We start from the raw sequence: 19023 nt of genomic DNA on the forward strand, positions 1-19023 counted from the left end.
GACAATGAAAACAAAATATATCATATCGACTATTGCGTTGACAGGCGTACTGGCACTGACCGGATGCGAAGACTTTCTGGAGCAGAAGAATACGCACGACCTGAACCAGCAGACCTTCTTCGACTCCGAAGCGGCATTACGGGCAGCCACCGCACCTCTCTACAACTATGTATGGGCAGGCTTTAATGACAAGTTCTATTATGGAATGGGCGATGGACGTGCCAACAACATCACCGCCCAATATTCCGACTACATCTACCCGTACACCAACCTAAGCGAAACATCCCTGAGCCAAGGTCTGACCGATGCATGGAATTCCTTCTATTCCGTAGTGGCACAGGCCAACAATACCATCAACAATATCACTGACTATTCCGCCCCCACCCTCAGCGAGGACTCAAAGCGTGCATCTATTGCCGAAGCACGCTTCATGCGCGGTACGGCCTATTGGTACATCGCTTCCCTATGGGGAGTGGGCATCATCTATACCAACACCTCCAGTATGGTGAACAATTACGTGGTTCCCGCCAACCCGGGTGTGGATGTCATAGAGTTTGCCATCCGCGACCTGGAATATGCAGCCAAATACCTGCCTAAGACTCCTGCCGATGCAGGACGGGTGACGTGCTACAGTGCCTACGGCATGTTGTCGCGTGTTTACCTCTCTATGGCCGGACTTACCACCGATGGCCTGTATAACGGAAGCAACGTTGCCACCGATTTCAACCGTGGCACACGAAACCAGACCTACCTTGATCTCGCGAAGCGGGCAGCCCTGAAGGTGATTGCCGAATCGGGAGCCGGACTGATAGACAATTATGGAGACTTGTTCGCAGCCAAAAGCTTCAACAATAACAGCGAGAGCCTTTTCCAGTTGCAATGGTTACCTGCCACGCAGGCCAACAGCAGCGCCTGTGGCAATACAATGGTCCGCTTCCTCGCATGGTCTACGATGGTGGCCGACAAAGATGCCTGGGGAGGCGCCACCTATTGTTCTTGGAACCTATGGGAAGAATTCAAAACCTATAAGGATGAGACACTGGGTAAAACCGTGGACGATGCTGTCCGCCGCCACTATTCGGTAGCTTCGTATGGCGAGTTCTATCCGGACATGAATATGAAAAACGGAGGTTATACCTATGGCGAGACCGAGAATCCGGGCAACCAGGGAGCCAACATCAAGAAATACGTCATTGGCACAACGGCCGACAACGGCGGCATCAGCGAACCGGGCAACTCGGGTACCAATACCTACATGATGCGTCTGGCCGAAGTCTATCTGAATTATACGGAAGCCGTTTTGGGAAACAGTGCAAGTACCACCGATACGGAATATTTCAACCGAGTGCGCACCCGTGCAAAAATGGAAAGCAAAAAAAGCATTACTTACGAAGACCTACGCCACGAACGCCGTATGGAATTTGCTTTCGAAGGACAGTATTGGTACGATCTCGTGCGCCGTTCCTATTACCGCCAGCAGGAGGTTATCAATTACATGAACCACCAGCAGCGTAACGCCAGCTACGAGTACCAGACCGAATCGGGCGTATATGAAATCAGCCCCGACTATGTGGAACCGGGGAACGGTGTAGCCACAGCTACGGCAAACAGCCTCATATTGCCCATGTCGGACACCGACCAAAGCAAGAACCCCTATCTGAAACCCGATACCGGCGGAAACTTACAGACCGTAGCTTATGAATTTGGAGAAAAAGAAGTTTCTGAAGAAGATTTGTTCAACTAATATAAACGAATAATCATGAAATACCTGAAATATACCCGACTGTTGTGCATGGCACTTCTGGCAATGGGCTTCACTGCCTGCAACGACGAGGATGCCTATTTTGAGGAGGATGCGCAAAACTCTCCGATTGTAGTGAATAAGGTCTATCTGCAAGACGTGGAATCGTCCGTTCCCGACCGCGAAGTGACGTTTGCACGACTCGGACAAGTCATCCGTCTGTCCGGAAGCGGACTGTATGGAGTGAGAAAAGTGTATATCAACGGATATGACACTTACTTTAATCGAGCTTTGGTAAGCGACCAGTCATTGCTGGTACAACTCAACAAAGAAACTCCCGTGGCCGAAGCCGAAGAGGAAGTGAGAAATACCATCCGTCTGGTAAAAGACGGTTCGGAGTTTGTTTATAAGGATCTGGTGGTTCGTGCCGCCTCCCCACAAATCTCGCATATCAGCAACACTCTACCACTAGAGGGGGAAAAGGTAATTGTTTATGGAGCCAACCTGCAAGAAACACTCAAGTTGATCCTTCCGGGCGGCGTGGAAGTGTCTGCAGGCATAGAGAGCGATGAGGATGGCGAATGGTACTCGTTCACCATGCCGGGTGGCGTGAGCCAAGGCGGAAGTATCACCTCGGAAGGTGCCAACGGAACCGCTGTCACTCCCGCCTACTTCAACGAAAAGAGCTGTATGATTCTCGACTTCGACGGCACCGGCGTACAGGGATTTTGGAGCTGGGATGCCGGCAAGTCCATGTGCGACGATGAGCACGACGTAGCGGACGATCCGCTGGGGAAACGAGGCAAATGTACCCTGCTGGTACCTCAACGTATGCTGGATGCAGGCGGCGCTGTCTCAGGTAAACCGCGCGTGTCCGAGTGGTGGACGGCAGGTAATGACGAGCCTACCGATGACTGGAACCGCATGACCGGACTGATTCCGGCAGAAACGCCTGTGAACGAAGTGGCCTTCCAGTTTGATATCTACGTGCCGCAACCTTGGAGTGGAACAGGTCACATCCAAATATCGCTTATGAACAACTTCAATATTAGCGGCATTGGATCGGACGATGATGGCACCAACAATGCCGTGGCATTCTGCGTACCTTGGATTAAAGAGGGAGTAGTGGTGCCCTTCTACACCGAAGGCTGGCAAACCGTCACCATTCCTTTTAGCCAGTTCAACAAATATGCCACCTTATTGGAAAATGAGGAGGAAGCTACTTTCCAAATGGTAATAGACGACCGCAACGGAGCATCTTACCGCAACTTCGGCATGGGATTCGTCAACACCGACTTCACCTTTGGAGGCGTAACGGTGGAATCGACACTCTTCAACCAGAAAATCTATGTGGACAACTGGCGCGTAGTGCCTTGCAAGAAGACCATCGTATCCGATTTCCCGGATGAAGAAGAATGACCTTCTCAACTCGTCAACTATTTTAAGAACTTAAAACTGAAAAAGTATGAAATTAAATAGAATCATCCTTCCCGCAATGGCAATGGCATTGACTTTGGCAGCCTGCGAGGATAATAAGATGGAATGGGGTACTCCTGACGGGCACGGACAGGCCGACCTCTCCGATATTCCACTAAGTTTAACCGAAAAAATAGCCAACTACAAGAGTATCAAGGAATATGCGGCTGAGTATATTCCGAATATGACCGTAGGCTTAGGCATCGGAGCAGACTATTATATAAATAACGGGACTGTGAAGCAACTGGCCGATGCAAACTTCAACACCTTTACCACCGGAAATGCCATGAAGCATGATGCAGTGGTGGGCAACAAGGGTGAACTGAACTTCGCTACCATAGATGCTTTTGTAAATGCCATTCCGGCAGACGCCAAAATGTACGGACACTGTTTTCTGTGGCACACGCAGCAGAAACAAATGTACCTGAAATCGCTGATTGCTCCCGAAGTAGTGATTGAGGATATCGGTGGTGACGATGTCTGCGAGAATGTCATTACCAACTCCGGTTTCGAAAGCGGAACCGACGGATGGACCGGTCTTTGGGGAAAATACACTTATGCAGTGGAAGCTCCCGGAAAGGACAGCGATAATGCCATTCACTTCACCATGACCGGAGAAACGGCTGCGAACTACGACTGCCAGCTTTTCTGGCCACTCGCCTCCCCTTTGGAAGACGGCGTGACGTATGCTTTCTCTGCCGATATCAAGTCCGACATGGATATTGCCGTGCAGTTCATAGGTCAGAACGCATCATACGCAGGTATTTATAAGGACAGCTATACCGCTCCTGCCGACTGGCTGCACGTGACGGGTGAATTCACTTATAACGCAGCTTCCGAGGCTACCGATATTATCCGTGTAGGCTTCCAGTTTGGCGGCACACCGGGCAGCAATGTGTGGATAGACAACCTGAAATTCGGCGTGAAGAAGGTAGAGAAGATGAAAAACGTCATCACCAATCCTTCGTTTGCCGACGGCACCAACGGTTGGACCGGACTGTGGGGCAAATATACATACGGTGTAGAAGCGCCGGGACGTACGGACGACACAGCCATCCGCTTCACCATGACCGACGAAACGGCCGCGAACTACGACAGTCAACTCTTCTGGGCACTCGACACCCCTCTGGAAGTGGGAGCCACTTACGCTTTCTCGTTCTATACCAAGAGCGACATGAACATCGCCGTACAGGCCATCGGACAGAATGCAAGTTATTCGGGTATCTACAAGGACAGCTTCACGGCACTGAACGACTGGACACTATGCGAAGGAGAATTTACCTACAACGCCTCTGATCCTGCCGACATCGTCCGCTTCGGTGTTCAGTTTGGCGGTACTCCGGGCAGCACCATATGGATTGATGACTTTAAATTCGGTTTGAAGAACGAGGAAGCACAGCCCAAGGCCAAAAACCTGACCCGCGCCGCAGGAGGCGTGACCTACATCTACAAAACGCCTGAAGAGAAACGTACCGCCCTCTTGGGTGCCATGGAAACTTGGATTAAAGGCATGGCCGAGCACATGGGCGACCGTATGATAGGCTGGGATGTCATCAATGAACCTATCGACGACAGTACGAAAGGCGTACGTGGAATCAACGGTGTGTTTGGAAGCGAAGATGCAGACGGCAATCCCGATACCGCACCCGTAGAACAAGATGGGCTGAACCTGAACTGGGCAAGCAACCACTTCTACTGGGGCTACTATCTGGGCATGGAATACGCCACCAAGGCCTTTGAATATGCCCGCAAGTATTGCAGACCTGAAACCAAGCTCTTCGTCAACGACTACAATCTGGAAGTCAGCCCTGCTAAGCTGGATGCCCTGATTAACTTTGTGAAGTACATTGACGAACACAACGAGACGAATGCCCCAATCGTAGACGGTATAGGCACACAGATGCACGCCGTAGCAGCCGATCTGACTCGTGAAAAGATAGATGAAATGTTCAAAAAACTTGCCGCTACGGGTAAGATTATCCGTATTACCGAGCTTGACGTACGCCACACTTATGAGCCTACAGCTAATCCGTCGGCCGAACAGCTAATGAAACAGGCGGATGTCTATCGCTGGATTATCGAGTCTTATAAGGAGAACGTGCCCGCTACGCAGCAATCCGGCTTTACCATCTGGAGTTTGTCCGACCACGCAGACGAACACACCGGCTGGTTCACAGGCGACACTCCCAATCTCTTCGATGCCAACTATGCCCGCAAGCCGGCCTATAAGGGCGTGTGCGACGGTATTGCCGGACGTGACATCAGCGAAGACTTCACCGGCGACGACTGGAAAGCAGCCTACGAAGTGAAAGAGGAAGAAACTCCCGCTGATCAATAAGTGAAAACAAGAAATCCGGTAAGGCTCCGGCCTTACCGGATTCCATTCACCCAATCATTCAGCAAATCCGGTAAAAACATCCGTTTTATCCCCTGAAACAGGAAGATGTACGATAAACAAAAAATTATGTAACATCATTCGGGGATAATGTAACCGAAATGAAGTTTTCTGCAACATTGCGAAAAGTTTTTTAAATTATAGCTCACTATCTTTGTTGCAATGGAAAACATCTCAAATCAATACCAGAGACAAACAATGAAGAATTGGATTTTCATTTTAGTTTTGAGTGTGATGACAGTTGGGTATGTAAATGCTCAAAAGAGTACATTACAAAAACAAGGCACCGCTACTCAATTAGTAGTAGACGGCAAACCATTTCTTATTTTAGGCGGTGAATTAGGAAATTCATCGGCAGCATGCACAGAAGATATCGAACGTATCTTCCCGAAGCTGCAACGGATGGGACTGAATACAGTACTCGTTCCCGCATACTGGGATTTGATAGAACCGCAAGAAGGACAATTCGACTTCACCCTCACAGATGAAGTCATCCGTCAAGCCAGGCAGAACGATCTTAAAGTTATCTTTCTTTGGTTTGGTGCCTGGAAAAACTCTATGAGTTGCTACGCTCCCCTCTGGTTCAAAGAAAACTATAAGAAATACCCGCGTGCTTATACACAAAAAGGGAAACCACTCGAAATAGCCAGCCCATTTTCTGAAAATGTATTCCAAGCCGACAACCGCGCTTTTTCCGGATGGATGGAACACGTCGCAGCCATTGATAAAGAGGAAGGTACCGTCGTCATGATACAGATAGAAAATGAGATAGGTATGCTGGAAGATGCGAGAGACTATTCTAAAGAGGCCAACGCATTGTTCAATGCACCGGTGCCCTCGGAATTAATGAGTTACTTGCAAAAAAATAAGAAAACGCTCCACCCCCAAATGCTTGAGAAATGGGAAAGCCAAGGTAGCAAGAAGCAAGGCACCTGGCAGGAAGTGTTCGGAGCCGATATTTACACCGATGAATTATTTATGGCCTGGCACTACGCCCGCTATGTGGAAAGAATGGCACAAAGCGCCCGGTCCATCTACAATATTCCACTATACGTAAACGCTGCCATGAACAGCCGTAACCGGAAGCCGGGAGAATATCCTTCCGCCGGTCCGCTGGCACACCTTATTGATATATGGCATTGCGGAGCACCCAGCATCGACCTTCTTGCTCCCGACCTGTACGACAATGGCTTTACAGATTGGGTAGCTAAATATAAATTGCACAACAACCCATTGTTTATCCCCGAAATCAAACTGACAGACAATAATGGAGTAAGAGCTTTCTACATCTTTGGTGAACATGATGCCATCGGTATCAGCCCGTTCTCCATCGAAGGTGGTTCCGACTCTCCTAACTCTCCGTTGGTAAAAAGCTATCATACGCTTAAAGAGTTCATACCTCTGCTCGCTAAGTATCAGGGTAAAGGCACAATGAAAGGATTACTCTTCGATCAGGAAAATAAGGAACGTATCATTTATCAGGATGATCTGAAGATAACTTGCCGCCATTTCTTTACCCTTCCATGGGATGCGCGCGCCACCGATGGCAGTGTATGGCCCGAAGGCGGAGGTGTATTATTAAGACTGGCACCCAATGAGTATATCGTAGCAGGTAGCGGTATCGTTATCAAGTTTGAGAAAGCTACAGAAAATCAGGCCAAAGTCCAGGCGTTGGGCGAAGACGGATTTGTTCAGGCAGGAGGAAAGGGTGATAAAGTGATAAGTGATAAGGTGATGTGGAAAGGAGCACGTTGTGGCATCGGTTCCGTAGATGAAGTGAAGATGGACGAGGACGGTACGTTCTCTTATATCCGCCGTCTGAATGGTGATCAGGATCACCAAGGGCGACATGTACGCATCTCAGTGGGAGAATTCCAGATACTTCATGTGAAATTGTACGAGTATAAGTAGGTAGTAATTAAGTTGTGGGTAAAAGATAAAATTAGATATGAATAAGGTTAGGTTTAATAAAGTTAGGTTGAGTCTGGCAGTGCTGCTTTGCCTTTGCGCTACTTCCATGGTGGACGCAAAGGTAAAGTTGCCTGCTTTGATTTCTGACGGAATGGTATTGCAACGCGAGCAACCCATCAAAGTATGGGGCACGGCAGATGCCGGAGAAAGTGTACAGGTGAAGTTCCTAAAGAATGCCACCCCTACAGGTGTAAAAGGTGGTAAACTGAAAGTAGCTTACACAGTTACAGCAGACGCAAACGGTAGGTGGACCCTCACCCTGCCTGCAATGAAACCGGGCGGACCTTACATTCTGCAAGTTAATGACATCGAACTGAAAGATATTCTGGTAGGAGATGTATGGTTGTGCTCCGGCCAATCCAATATGGAACTACCTGTCAGCCGGGTAACAGATATGTTCCGTGATGAAATTGCCGCTTATGAAAACACAAATATACGGCAGTTGAAAGTACCCAATATCTTCAACTTCCATGCACCGCAAGCGGACTTGCCGGATTACGTTGCCTGGAAACCACTGACGCAGGAAAACGTCATGAACTTCTCCGCTTTGGGCTATTTCTTTGCCAAAGCCATGTATGAAAAGAACAGCATACCCGTCGGACTGATAAACTCCAGTTGGGGCGGAACTCCCGTTGAGGCATGGATAAGCGAAGAAGGACTGAAAGAATTTCCGAAGTATATTAATGATAAACGGCAATATGAGGATGATGCTTATCTGAAAAGCATTAAACAGACAGAAGGTTTGAGCTTCTATCGCTGGAACACTTCCCTATACCAGGGAGATGCAGGACTGCACGAAGCAACACCTTGGTATGCCGCCAACTACAATGATAAAGACTGGAAGACCGTTGATTTATTCTCTACCGACTGGGGAACCAACGGTTTGAATCCGATAAACGGTTCGCACTGGTTCCGCAAGGAAGTGGAAGTACCGCAAGACTGGAACGGAAAAGAAGCGACCTTGCGCTTAGGTTGCATCGTAGATGCGGACTCCGTCTATGTGAACGGTACATTCGTAGGTACTATTTCCTACCAGTATCCTCCACGCATCTATACCATTCCGGCAGGTGTACTGAAAGCAGGAAAGAATACAGTAACCATACGTCTCATCAGCAATAACAGTTATCCTCACTTTGTGAAGGAGAAACCTTATAAGATCATTTGCGGAAATGAAGAAGTAAGCCTGCAAGGAGAATGGAAATACAGATTGGGTGCTCCCATGCCTCCGGCTCCGGGAATGATGTTCTTCTGTTACGAGCCGGTATGCCTGTACAATGCCATGATTGCCCCGCTGCAAAACTATGGCATCCGTGGTGTACTCTGGTATCAGGGAGAGTCCAATGTGGACCGCCGCAATGAATACGCCGCACTACTGACAGCTCTGATTGCTGATTGGCGCAACACATTCGGCAACCCGGAATTACCTTTCTACATTGTAGAGCTGGCAGACTTCCTGTCCCGAGATGACGTCAGCGGTCGGCAGGCCTGGGCTGAAATGCGCAAGGAACAGGCCAAAGTAGCTGAAACCAACCGGAACACCCGCCTCATCCGCAACAGTGACCTGGGCGAATGGAACGATATACATCCATTGGATAAGAAAACCCTGGGACAACGTGCGGCAGAAAGTGCGTTGGAGAATAATAAATGACGGACAACCGGAAACGGATAACAGCAAGCGAACAACTGATTACTGACAATTAATAACTGAATAATACAGCACTATGAACGCACTAAGTCAAAAAGTGTCTATGGCCGAGAAGATTGGCTATAGTTTAGGAGATTGCTCTGCGAACCTCGTGTTCCAGATGATGATGATTTACCAAACCAAGTTTTATACCGATGTCTTCGGTCTGGAAGGCGCCATTGCAGGATCAGTGATGCTGATTGCCCGCATTGTGGACGCTTTTGTAGACCCTACCGTAGGTATTTTGTCCGACCGGACACAAACCAAATGGGGCAAATACCGCCCATGGGTACTCTGGACTGCATTGCCGTTCATGGTGTTCTATGTGTTGGCATTCTACAATCCCGGCATCGAGGATAAAGGTTTGGTAGCGGTGTACGCTACAATCTCCTATACCTTGTTGATGACGCTTTACTCGTTCAACAATACACCGTACGCATCGTTGGGTGGTGTTATGTCAAGTGACATCAAGGAACGTACAAGTATTACGTCTATCCGTTTCGTAGCTGCTACTATTGCGCAGTTTGTGGTGCAGGGCTTGACGCTCCCGTTGGTAAGCAAGTTTGCTGGTGAAAGCGGTGATAAGGGGCACGGTTGGCTGTGTACTATCTCCTTATTTGCAGTCATCGGTTTCGTGTTCCTGGTTATTACCTTCTTCTCCAGCCGTGAACGTATCACGCCGCCGGCAAATCAGAAAACTGATACCAAGAAGGATATCAGGGATGTATTCAGGAATATTCCCTGGCGGGCGATGTTCATCCTGACGCTCTTTCTTTTCACGACCCTTGCCATGTGGGGAAGCGCAATGAACTACTACTTTGAGAATTATGTGGATTCGGGCGCACTGTTTGCCTTCCTCGATAAACTGGGGTTGGTGGCTACACAGGCCAGTGATTCAGTGGGCTATACGATACTGAATGCTTTCGGCCTTATTGTCAGCAGTCCTGAAAAGGCTTATGAAGTGGGATTCGGTGTGTTCAACATGCTGGGAGCAGTGGTACAGTTCTTCGGCGTTATCTTCCTGTCCGGCTTCCTGGCCAACCGTTTCGGAAAGAAATCGGTGTTTATCGTTTGTTTGGCTCTGACGGCAGTGTTCACCGCCTTCTTCTATTTCCCGAATGAAACGGATGTAGAGACAATGTTCGTTCTGAACTTCCTCAAGAGTTTGGCATACGCTCCCACCGTTCCATTGCTTTGGGCTATGATTGCTGACGTAGCGGATCATTCGGAATATGTCAATCACCGCCGTGCAACGGGTTTCGTGTTTGCAGGTGTGGTGTTTGCACTGAAAGCCGGTTTGGGTATCGGTGGCGCTATTTTGGGTTTCCTGCTCTCCGGTTTTGGTTATGTATCAGGCGCAGGGGTGGCACAAAGCGAATCGGCTATTCATGGTATCGTGCTTTCATCCAGTATTATTCCGGCAATTACATTCTTCATCGGCGTTATAGCGCTGTATTTCTATCCTATAACAAAGAAGTATAATGAAGAGATGCAGGCCGAACTGACGGAACGCAGAAGTAAAGAAGATTATTAATCATACTAAAGTAGAATGAAATTAAAGTATTTAGCACTATCAGTTTGTGCTGCTACATTCATGTCTTGCAACAGTGACAAACCTGTTGCGGCAGACCCGACTCTAAAAGATATTCTCGGTAATAAATTCCTCGTTGGTGTCGCCATCAATTCCGAACAGGCTGTGGGTCGCGACACCAGCGGAGTCGATGTGGTACGCCGTCACTTCAACTCCATTGTGGCCGAAAACTGCATGAAAAGTGAAGTGATACACCCGGAAGAAGACAGATATGACTTTAGCCTGGCAGACGAATTCGTTAAGTTCGGCGAGGATAACGGAATGTTCATCATCGGGCATTGCCTGGTGTGGCATTCCCAACTCTCACCTTGGTTCTGCGTAGATGCCGATGGAAAGAATGTTTCACCCGAAGTCCTGAAAGAGCGGCTGAGAAGCCATATCCATACCATCGTAGGCAGGTACAAAGGTCGCATTAAAGGCTGGGACGTAGTAAACGAAGCCATCGAAGGAGACGGAAGCTACCGCAAAAGCAAGTTCTACGAGATACTGGGAGAAGAATATATCCCGCTGGCTTTCCAATATGCACATGAGGCAGACCCGGAAGCGGAACTCTACTATAACGACTACGGCATGCATGAACCGGGACGCCGCGATGCGGTGGTGCGCATGGTCAACTCACTTAAGGAAAAAGGATTGCGCATAGATGCCGTAGGTATGCAGGGACACATGGGATTGGATTACCCAAGCATAGGTGAATATGAAACCAGCATTTTCGCCTTTGCCTCCACAGGTGCTAAAGTGATGATAACGGAATGGGACATGAGTGCTTTGCCAACCGTAAACCGCGGAGCAAATATTGCCGACAAAGTAGCCTTTGAGAAAGCCTTAAATCCCTATCCCGAAGCTCTGCCGGATAGTGTTTCCAATCTGTGGAATGCACGTATGAAATCGTTCATGGAACTTTTCATAAAGCACTCGGACGTCATTACACGCGTAACCGCCTGGGGAGTATCGGACGGTGACTCCTGGAAGAATGACTGGCCCGTACCGGGAAGACGGGAATATCCCCTACTCTTCGACCGTAACTATCAGCCTAAGCCCTTCCTTAAAGAAATTCTGGAACCAAGAGTAGCTAAATTCTACGAATTCAGCTACTCAATTGACAATTCACAATTGACAATTGACAATTCTATGCAGCGTGACAGCGCAGCCAATTGTCAATTGTCAACTGTCAATTGTCAATTGCAAAACCCCATTTTACCGGGTTGTTACCCTGACCCGAGCATCTGCCGCGTAGGAAACGACTATTATATGGTCAACTCCTCTTTCGCCTTCTACCCCGGTGTACCCATCTGGCACAGCACAAATCTGACGAACTGGGAACAACTGGGCTACGTCCTCAACCGCCCCTCACAGTTGCCTATGTACGACGGCTTGCGCATCAGTGGCGGTATCTATGCTCCGGACATCAAATACAATCCTCACAACGGACTGTTCTATCTGATCACTACAGCCGTAGACGGTGGCGGCAACTTCTTCGTCACCACGGATGATCCGAAGAAAGGAAGCTGGAGTGATCCCACTTTCTTGCCCGAAGTGGGCGGTATCGACCCCGGATTTCTCTTCGACGAAGACGGGAAAGCATACATTGTGAACAATGACGGTCCTGCAGGAAAGCCCGAATATGACGGTCACCGCGCTATCTGGATCCGCGAATTTGACTGGAAAAACGGTTGTACCGTAGGAAAACAGAAGATGATTGTTGACGGGGGCGTAGACAAAACCCGGCACCCCATTTGGATAGAAGGTCCACACCTCTACCACATCAACGGCACATACTATCTGATGGCTGCCGAAGGTGGAACAGGTCCCAACCACTCGGAAGTGATCTTCACCTCTGCGTCTCCGTTTGGTCCTTTCAAACCTTGTGCCATCAACCCGATATTGACGCAACGCGGCTTGCCGGGCGACCGTCCCAACCCGGTTACCTGCGTCGGTCATGCCGACCTGGTAGAAACTCCCGCTGGTGACTGGTACGCCGTCTTCCTCGGTGTTCGCCCCTACCGCGACGGTCATGACGTGATGGGACGCGAAACTTTCATGCTCCCGGTGACCTGGAAAGAGAATCAACCCATTATTCTTCCTGAGGGTGACGTCATCACTTATACCGCCGACCGCTCCTACGGTCCTGCCCCACTATGGACAGCAAACGGACTGGCTAAAGAAGCATTTTTTATCCGCACTCCACTGGTGCCCTGCTACAGTATAAACGATAAAGGGCAGTTGGAAATGACCGCCAGCAGCACTGATCTTAACCAAAAGCGTCAGCCCGCCGCCATCGGTCGCTGGATCAACAATTGGACATTCACAGCTCAGACCGGCTTGGACTTCGTGCCACAACAGCCGAAGGATTTCGCAGGCATCATCTGTTTCCATGATGATAATTGCTATATTCGCTTCGGAAAGACATTGGACAAAGACGGCAAACCCGTCATGCTTCTGGAAACATACAGCCATGGCAGACTGTGCAGCCAAGCCGGCAGCCCGCTAACCTGGACAGATGGGAAAGTATATCTGAAAGTAGAAGGTGATAATGCAGTAAACTATACCTTCTGCTACTCCACCAGTCCTAAAGGTAGCTGGACACAAGTAGGCGAACCCGTCTCCGCCGACCTGATAAGCACGCAGACAGCCGGCGGTTTCACCGGAACCATGGTCGGCATTTATGCCACAGGAAACTATACGAATTAACCTTTAAAATTATAGAGTCATGAAGAAAGAAAAAAGATACTTGGTACCCGGAGATTATATGGCAGATCCTGCCGTTCATGTGTTCAACGACCGCCTTTACATCTACCCTTCCCACGACTGGGAAAGCGGTATCCCCGAAAATGACAACGGTGACCATTTCAATATGAAAGACTACCACGTCTTCTCTACCGATGACCCCATGAAAGGTGAAATCGTAGACCATGGCCTGGTACTCACCACCGAAGATATCCCCTGGGCAGGACGCCAGCTTTGGGATTGCGACGTAGCTGAGAAAGACGGCAAGTATTATATGTATTTCCCCCTGAAAGACCAGAACGATATCTTCCGTATCGGCGTTGCCATCAGCGACCGTCCCGAAGGGCCGTTCATTCCCCAACCCGACCCGATGCGCGGAAGTTACAGTATAGACCCTGCCGTTCTGAATGATGGAGACGGTAACTATTATATGTACTTCGGTGGTCTGTGGGGCGGACAATTGCAACGCTATCGCGACAACAAAGCCCTGGAAAGTGGAGCTACTTTCCCCGCAGACAACGAACCGTCCATCCCCGCACGGGTTGCCCGCCTCAGTGCGGACATGCTGCAATTTGCCGAAGAACCTAAAGCCATAGTGATTCTGGACGAAAACGGACAACCGCTGACAGCCGGAGACAACGAACGCCGTTTCTTCGAAGCAAGCTGGATGCACAAGTATAATGGAAAATATTACTTCTCCTACTCTACCGGTGATACTCACCGCCTGTGCTACGCCGTTGGTGACAATCCTTATGGTCCTTTCACCTATCAGGGAGTAATCCTGACTCCGGTGGTAGGTTGGACTACCCACCACTCCATTGTGGAATACCGGGGCAAATGGTATCTGTTCCATCACGACAGCGTGCCTTCCGGCGGACGCACCTGGTTGCGCAGCCTCAAAGTATGCGAACTGGAATACGACGCCGACGGAAAGATCGTCACCATTGAAGGACTGGATTAACCGTTGCCCGATAGAGTATGGATACTGTCAAAATAGGTATTATAGGTACCGGATGGATTGCCGAAAAGATGGCAATCACCCTCGAAGGAATGGAGGGAGTAGAAGCTTATGCAGTCTCTTCCCGCCAATTGCAGACTGCCCGTGACTTTGCCGACCGGTGGGGTTTCACCCGTGCCTACGGTTCCTATGAAGAAATGCTGGATGATGAAGAGGTGGAGTTGGTATATGTTGCCACTCCCCATTCCCATCATTTCGAACATGCACGTATGAGTCTGCTGAAAGGCAAAGCGGTTTTATGCGAAAAGGCATTCACCGCCAATGCCCGTCAGGCGGAAGAACTGCTGAATCTTGCCAAAGAAAAGGAACTCTTCATCACCGAAGCTATCTGGACACGTTACATGCCCCTATCGCAAACCATCAATGACCTTGTAAACGGTGGAATCATCGGACGTCCCATGACGCTATCCGCCAATCTGGGTTACCCAATCGGCAACCGTGAGCGCCTCCGCCAACCGGCACTGGCAGGCGGGGCTCTGCTCGACCTGGGAGTATATGCACTGAACTTTGCTTCCATGGTTTTCGGGACGGACGTAGAGCGTGTCACCTCCACCTGCGTAAAGACCGATACCGGAGTCGATGCACAGAATAGTATAACTCTTACATTCAAGGATGGGAAAATCGCTGTACTGCACAGCAGTATGCTGAGTATGACCGACCGTCAAGGCATCATCTCCGGTGACAAAGGCCATCTGATCATTGAAAATATCAACAATCCGCAACGAATCAGGGTGGTAACGGAAGATTATAAGACAGTAGTTGTCTACAACTGTCCGCCACAGATCACCGGCTACGAGTACCAGGTATATGCATCCATGGAAGCTCTGAGGAACGGGTGGCTCGAATCTCCCTATATGCCTCACACCGAAACCCTGCGCATCATGCGCATGATGGATGACTTACGCCGCGAATGGGGAGTACGCTACCCCGCCGATGAATAAACCAACCAATACTTCTTGTTTATGAAAAAACTGCTCTCTTTATTCTTATTATTATCTTGTTTACTCGGCACCGTATCCGCGGAAGACGGCAGCCGCTTGTGGCTCCGGCAATCGACAGATGCCCACGCACAAATTACAGCGCCTCGCCAGTCTCCGACACTAAACATAGCCGTCCGTGAACTGAAACAGGCATGGAAAGGGCTCCCCGTTACACTTGTACTGAAGAAAGACAAACAGCTATCTTCCGAAGGCTTCCGCATACGACAGGTAAATGGAAAACTCACTGTTACTTCTCCCAGCGAAACGGGTCTGCTTTATGCTGCCTATCACTTGATCCGCCTGCAAGAAATGCGGAACTTCGGAAAGCCTTCGGAAACAGACCAGGAAATAACGGAGAATCCTGCCTATGACCTCCGTATTCTCAACCATTGGGACAACCTCGACCGCAGCATTGAGCGCGGTTATGCCGGCAAATCTCTCTGGAACTGGGAAGAACTGCCCGGCACGCTCTCCGACAGATATGAAGCTTATGCCCGTGCCAATGCCTCCATCGGAATCAATGCAACGGTGCTGAACAATGTAAATGCTTCTTCTAAAATCCTTTCCGCCGAATATCTGGAAAAGGTAAAGGCTCTGGCAGACGTATTCCGTCCTTACGGCATCAAGGTGTATCTCTCTATCAACTTTGCCTCCCCCATGCAACTGGGCGGGCTTTCCACAGCCGATCCTTTGGACAAAGATGTCATCGCCTGGTGGAAGCAGAAAGTCAAAGAGATCTACCGCACCATCCCTGACTTCGGTGGCTTCCTGGTAAAAGCCAATTCCGAAGGACAGCCCGGTCCGTGCGACTTCAACCGTACACATGCCGAAGGCGCCAATATGCTGGCAGATGCATTGAAGCCCTATAAAGGTATTGTCATGTGGCGCGCTTTCGTCTACAGCCCAACAGATGCAGACCGCGCAAAGCAAGCTTATCTGGAATTCCAGCCTTTGGATGGACAATTCCGCGACAATGTCATCGTACAGATAAAGAACGGTCCGGTCGACTTCCAGCCTCGCGAACCGTATAGTCCTTTATTCGGTGCTATGCCCCGGACTCCGCAGATGGTTGAGTTCCAGATTACACAAGAATATCTGGGCTTCTCCAATCACCTTGCCTATCTTGCCCCGATGTGGGAAGAGTTCTTCGACTTTGTGAAGCCGTCTTCACTGAAAGCCATAGCAGGCGTCGCCAATATAGGTACGGATACAAACTGGTGCGGTCATCCTTTCGCCCAAGCCAACTGGTACGCTTTTGGGCGCATGGCCTGGAATCCTTCCCTGACATCAGGAACAATCGCAGAGGAATGGCTGAAACAGACTTTCTTCGATGTAAGTAATCCTAAACATGCACCCATTGCCTATGAAGTACATAACATGATGATGGAAAGCCGTGAGGCTGTGGTAGACTATATGATGCCACTCGGACTACATCACCTCTTTGCATGGGGTCACCACTACGGCCCGGAACCTTGGTGCGACGTGCCCGGTGCACGCCCCGACTGGATGCCGTCTTACTATCATAAAGCAGATAAACAGGGGATAGGTTTCGACCGCAGTCATACGGGTAGCAATGCTACAGCCCAATATCCCGATTCACTCTGCCGCCTTTACGATGACATCCGTACCTGTCCGGATGAGTATCTCTTATGGTTCCATCATGCCCCTTGGCAACACACCATGCAAAGCGGACGTACTTTATGGGACGAGCTTTGCTATCGCTACGATCATGGTGTACAGCAGGTAAGAAGCTTTCAGAAAAAATGGGATCTGGTCGAGAACTATATCGATGCGGAACGTTTCAAGGATGTACAGTCACGTCTGAAGATACAGGCACGTGATGCCGTATGGTGGAAAGATGCCTGTCTGCTATACTTCCAGGAATTTTCGGGTATGCGTGCCCCTTACGAAGTGGAAAGACCGATACATGAATTGGAAGACTTGAAGCAAGTGAAACTTCCTATTAATAACCATGAATGCCCGACACCCAAAATGCTGAATGAAAGAAGATAAGCAACAGCCCTGTTTCAAATAGAAAATACAAAAAAGAACAGCTCTAATGATACATTGAACTGTTCTTTTTTGTATTTTTGTACCTTATGGATATTATAAAGGATATGAAATATGAATAAAGTAGCATTATTATCTATAAAATGGATACGGTTATCACTCTGTCTGATTACTCTCTCTTTCTTTGTACTATCCTGCGAGAAAGATGAAATAGAATCTGTTGAAAACCAAAAGACTTTATTCATGTACCTACCTTGGTCCACCAATCTGACCAGCAATTTCTACACGAATATCTCGGATATGGAAAAGGCAATCAGCCAGAAAGGACTGAATGGTGAACGGGTCATTGTATTTATGTCTACTACTTCAGAAAAAGCAATTCTATTTGAAATAACCTGCAAGAAAGGTAAATGTGAACAAGTTACTCTAAAAGAATATAACAACCCGCCTTTCACCACCGCCGAAGGAATTACTTCCATTCTCAATGATGTAAAAAGTTTCGCCCCTGCACCCACTTACGCCATGACTATCGGATGTCACGGTATGGGATGGCTTCCAGTTCATAGTACAAAAGGACGGGCAAGGACTTCAATAAGAATGCACTGGGAAAACGAAGGCGTTCCACAAACCCGTTATTTCGGCGGTACGACAAGTCAATATCAGACAGATATCACTACCCTTGCAGAAGGTATAGCAGATGCCGGAATAAAAATGGAATATATCCTATTCGATGATTGCTACATGTCAACCATAGAAGTAGCCTATGACCTGAGATACGTTACGGACTACCTTATTGGTTCCACCTGTGAAATCATGGCTTATGGTATGCCCTATTCTATCATTGGAAAAAATTTGATGGGCGAACCAAATTATCAAGCCATCTGTGACGGCTTCTATTCATTCTATTCCACCTATGAAGAAATGCCTTGTGGAACATTAGGCATAACTAATTGTGCAGAATTGGATCATCTAGCCGCTATCATGAAAGAAATAAATAACCGGTATACATTTGACCCTTCAAAGCGGAACCAGTTACAACCTTTAGATGGTTACTATCCGGTAATCTTCTACGATTATGGCGACTATGTAGCACATCTGTGTGATGACGCGTCATTATTAGAAGAGTTTAAAGAGCAGTTAGAACGGGCCGTACCTTATAAAACGCACACGGAAAATTATTATTCCATGAGTGCGGGAATTAAACCAATCAAAACCTTCTCCGGCATTACCGTATCTGATCCGAGCATAAATTCTTTAGCAGCGGATAAAACTGAAACAAGTTGGTATAAAGCAACACACTAAATAGATTGTATACTAGATTAGATAATCCAGAAACCATATTCACACTGATTATCAAGCATTTACAAGAAGTTAACTTCCTGTCGACAAGGACTTAACTTCTTGTTGACAAGGTATTCCATGAATCAACT

General features: G+C 48.6%; 11 protein-coding genes. All 11 read left to right on the forward strand.

Translation table 11 applies throughout. The annotated features are described in order from the left end of the window. Window positions 1-4 precede the first annotated feature (4 nt). The 11 genes from BACINT_RS19565 (at window position 5) to BACINT_RS19615 (ending at window position 18895) form a co-directional block, all read left to right on the forward strand. Entirely contained in the window at window positions 5-1744 is a 1740-nt protein-coding gene (locus BACINT_RS19565; protein WP_007666374.1) for a RagB/SusD family nutrient uptake outer membrane protein, read from the forward strand. 15 nt (window positions 1745-1759) lie between these two features. Further along, entirely contained in the window at window positions 1760-3160 is a 1401-nt protein-coding gene (locus BACINT_RS19570) for a glycan-binding surface protein (RefSeq protein ID WP_044155120.1), read from the forward strand. A 46-nt stretch (window positions 3161-3206) separates the two neighbouring features. Continuing rightward, on the forward strand, window positions 3207-5555 hold the full coding sequence (locus BACINT_RS19575) for an endo-1,4-beta-xylanase (RefSeq protein WP_007666378.1): 2349 nt from the start codon (window positions 3207-3209) through the stop codon (window positions 5553-5555). A gap of 255 nt (window positions 5556-5810) precedes the next feature. Beyond that, the gene (locus tag BACINT_RS19580) at window positions 5811-7523 is read left to right on the forward strand and encodes a GH35 family beta-galactosidase (protein WP_044155121.1); all 1713 of its coding nucleotides are present in this window, start codon (window positions 5811-5813) and stop codon (window positions 7521-7523) included. A gap of 37 nt (window positions 7524-7560) precedes the next feature. Beyond that, window positions 7561-9231 carry a sialate O-acetylesterase gene (locus BACINT_RS19585; RefSeq protein ID WP_007666388.1) on the forward strand — a complete coding sequence of 557 codons (1671 nt, stop codon included), beginning with the start codon at window positions 7561-7563 and terminating at the stop codon, window positions 9229-9231. Window positions 9232-9304: 73 nt separating this feature from the next. Next, on the forward strand, window positions 9305-10801 hold the full coding sequence (locus BACINT_RS19590) for an MFS transporter (RefSeq protein WP_007666391.1): 1497 nt from the start codon (window positions 9305-9307) through the stop codon (window positions 10799-10801). Between the two features lie 15 nt (window positions 10802-10816). Further along, on the forward strand, window positions 10817-13549 hold the full coding sequence (locus tag BACINT_RS19595; RefSeq protein ID WP_007666393.1) for an endo-1,4-beta-xylanase: 2733 nt from the start codon (window positions 10817-10819) through the stop codon (window positions 13547-13549). 19 nt (window positions 13550-13568) lie between these two features. Next, the gene (locus BACINT_RS19600; protein ID WP_007666396.1) at window positions 13569-14546 is read left to right on the forward strand and encodes a glycoside hydrolase family 43 protein; all 978 of its coding nucleotides are present in this window, start codon (window positions 13569-13571) and stop codon (window positions 14544-14546) included. Between the two features lie 17 nt (window positions 14547-14563). Then, window positions 14564-15544 carry a Gfo/Idh/MocA family protein gene (locus BACINT_RS19605; protein ID WP_007666399.1) on the forward strand — a complete coding sequence of 327 codons (981 nt, stop codon included), beginning with the start codon at window positions 14564-14566 and terminating at the stop codon, window positions 15542-15544. A gap of 21 nt (window positions 15545-15565) precedes the next feature. Further along, window positions 15566-17596, forward strand: a complete 2031-nt coding sequence (locus BACINT_RS19610; protein WP_007666401.1) for an alpha-glucuronidase — start codon at window positions 15566-15568, stop codon at window positions 17594-17596. A 111-nt stretch (window positions 17597-17707) separates the two neighbouring features. Further along, a complete protein-coding gene (locus BACINT_RS19615) occupies window positions 17708-18895 on the forward strand; it encodes a clostripain-related cysteine peptidase (RefSeq protein ID WP_044155122.1) in 1188 nt (395 codons plus the stop codon). Window positions 18896-19023 lie beyond the last annotated feature (128 nt).

The organism is Bacteroides intestinalis DSM 17393, from assembly GCF_000172175.1.
Taxonomy (GTDB): Bacteria; Bacteroidota; Bacteroidia; order Bacteroidales; family Bacteroidaceae; genus Bacteroides; species Bacteroides intestinalis.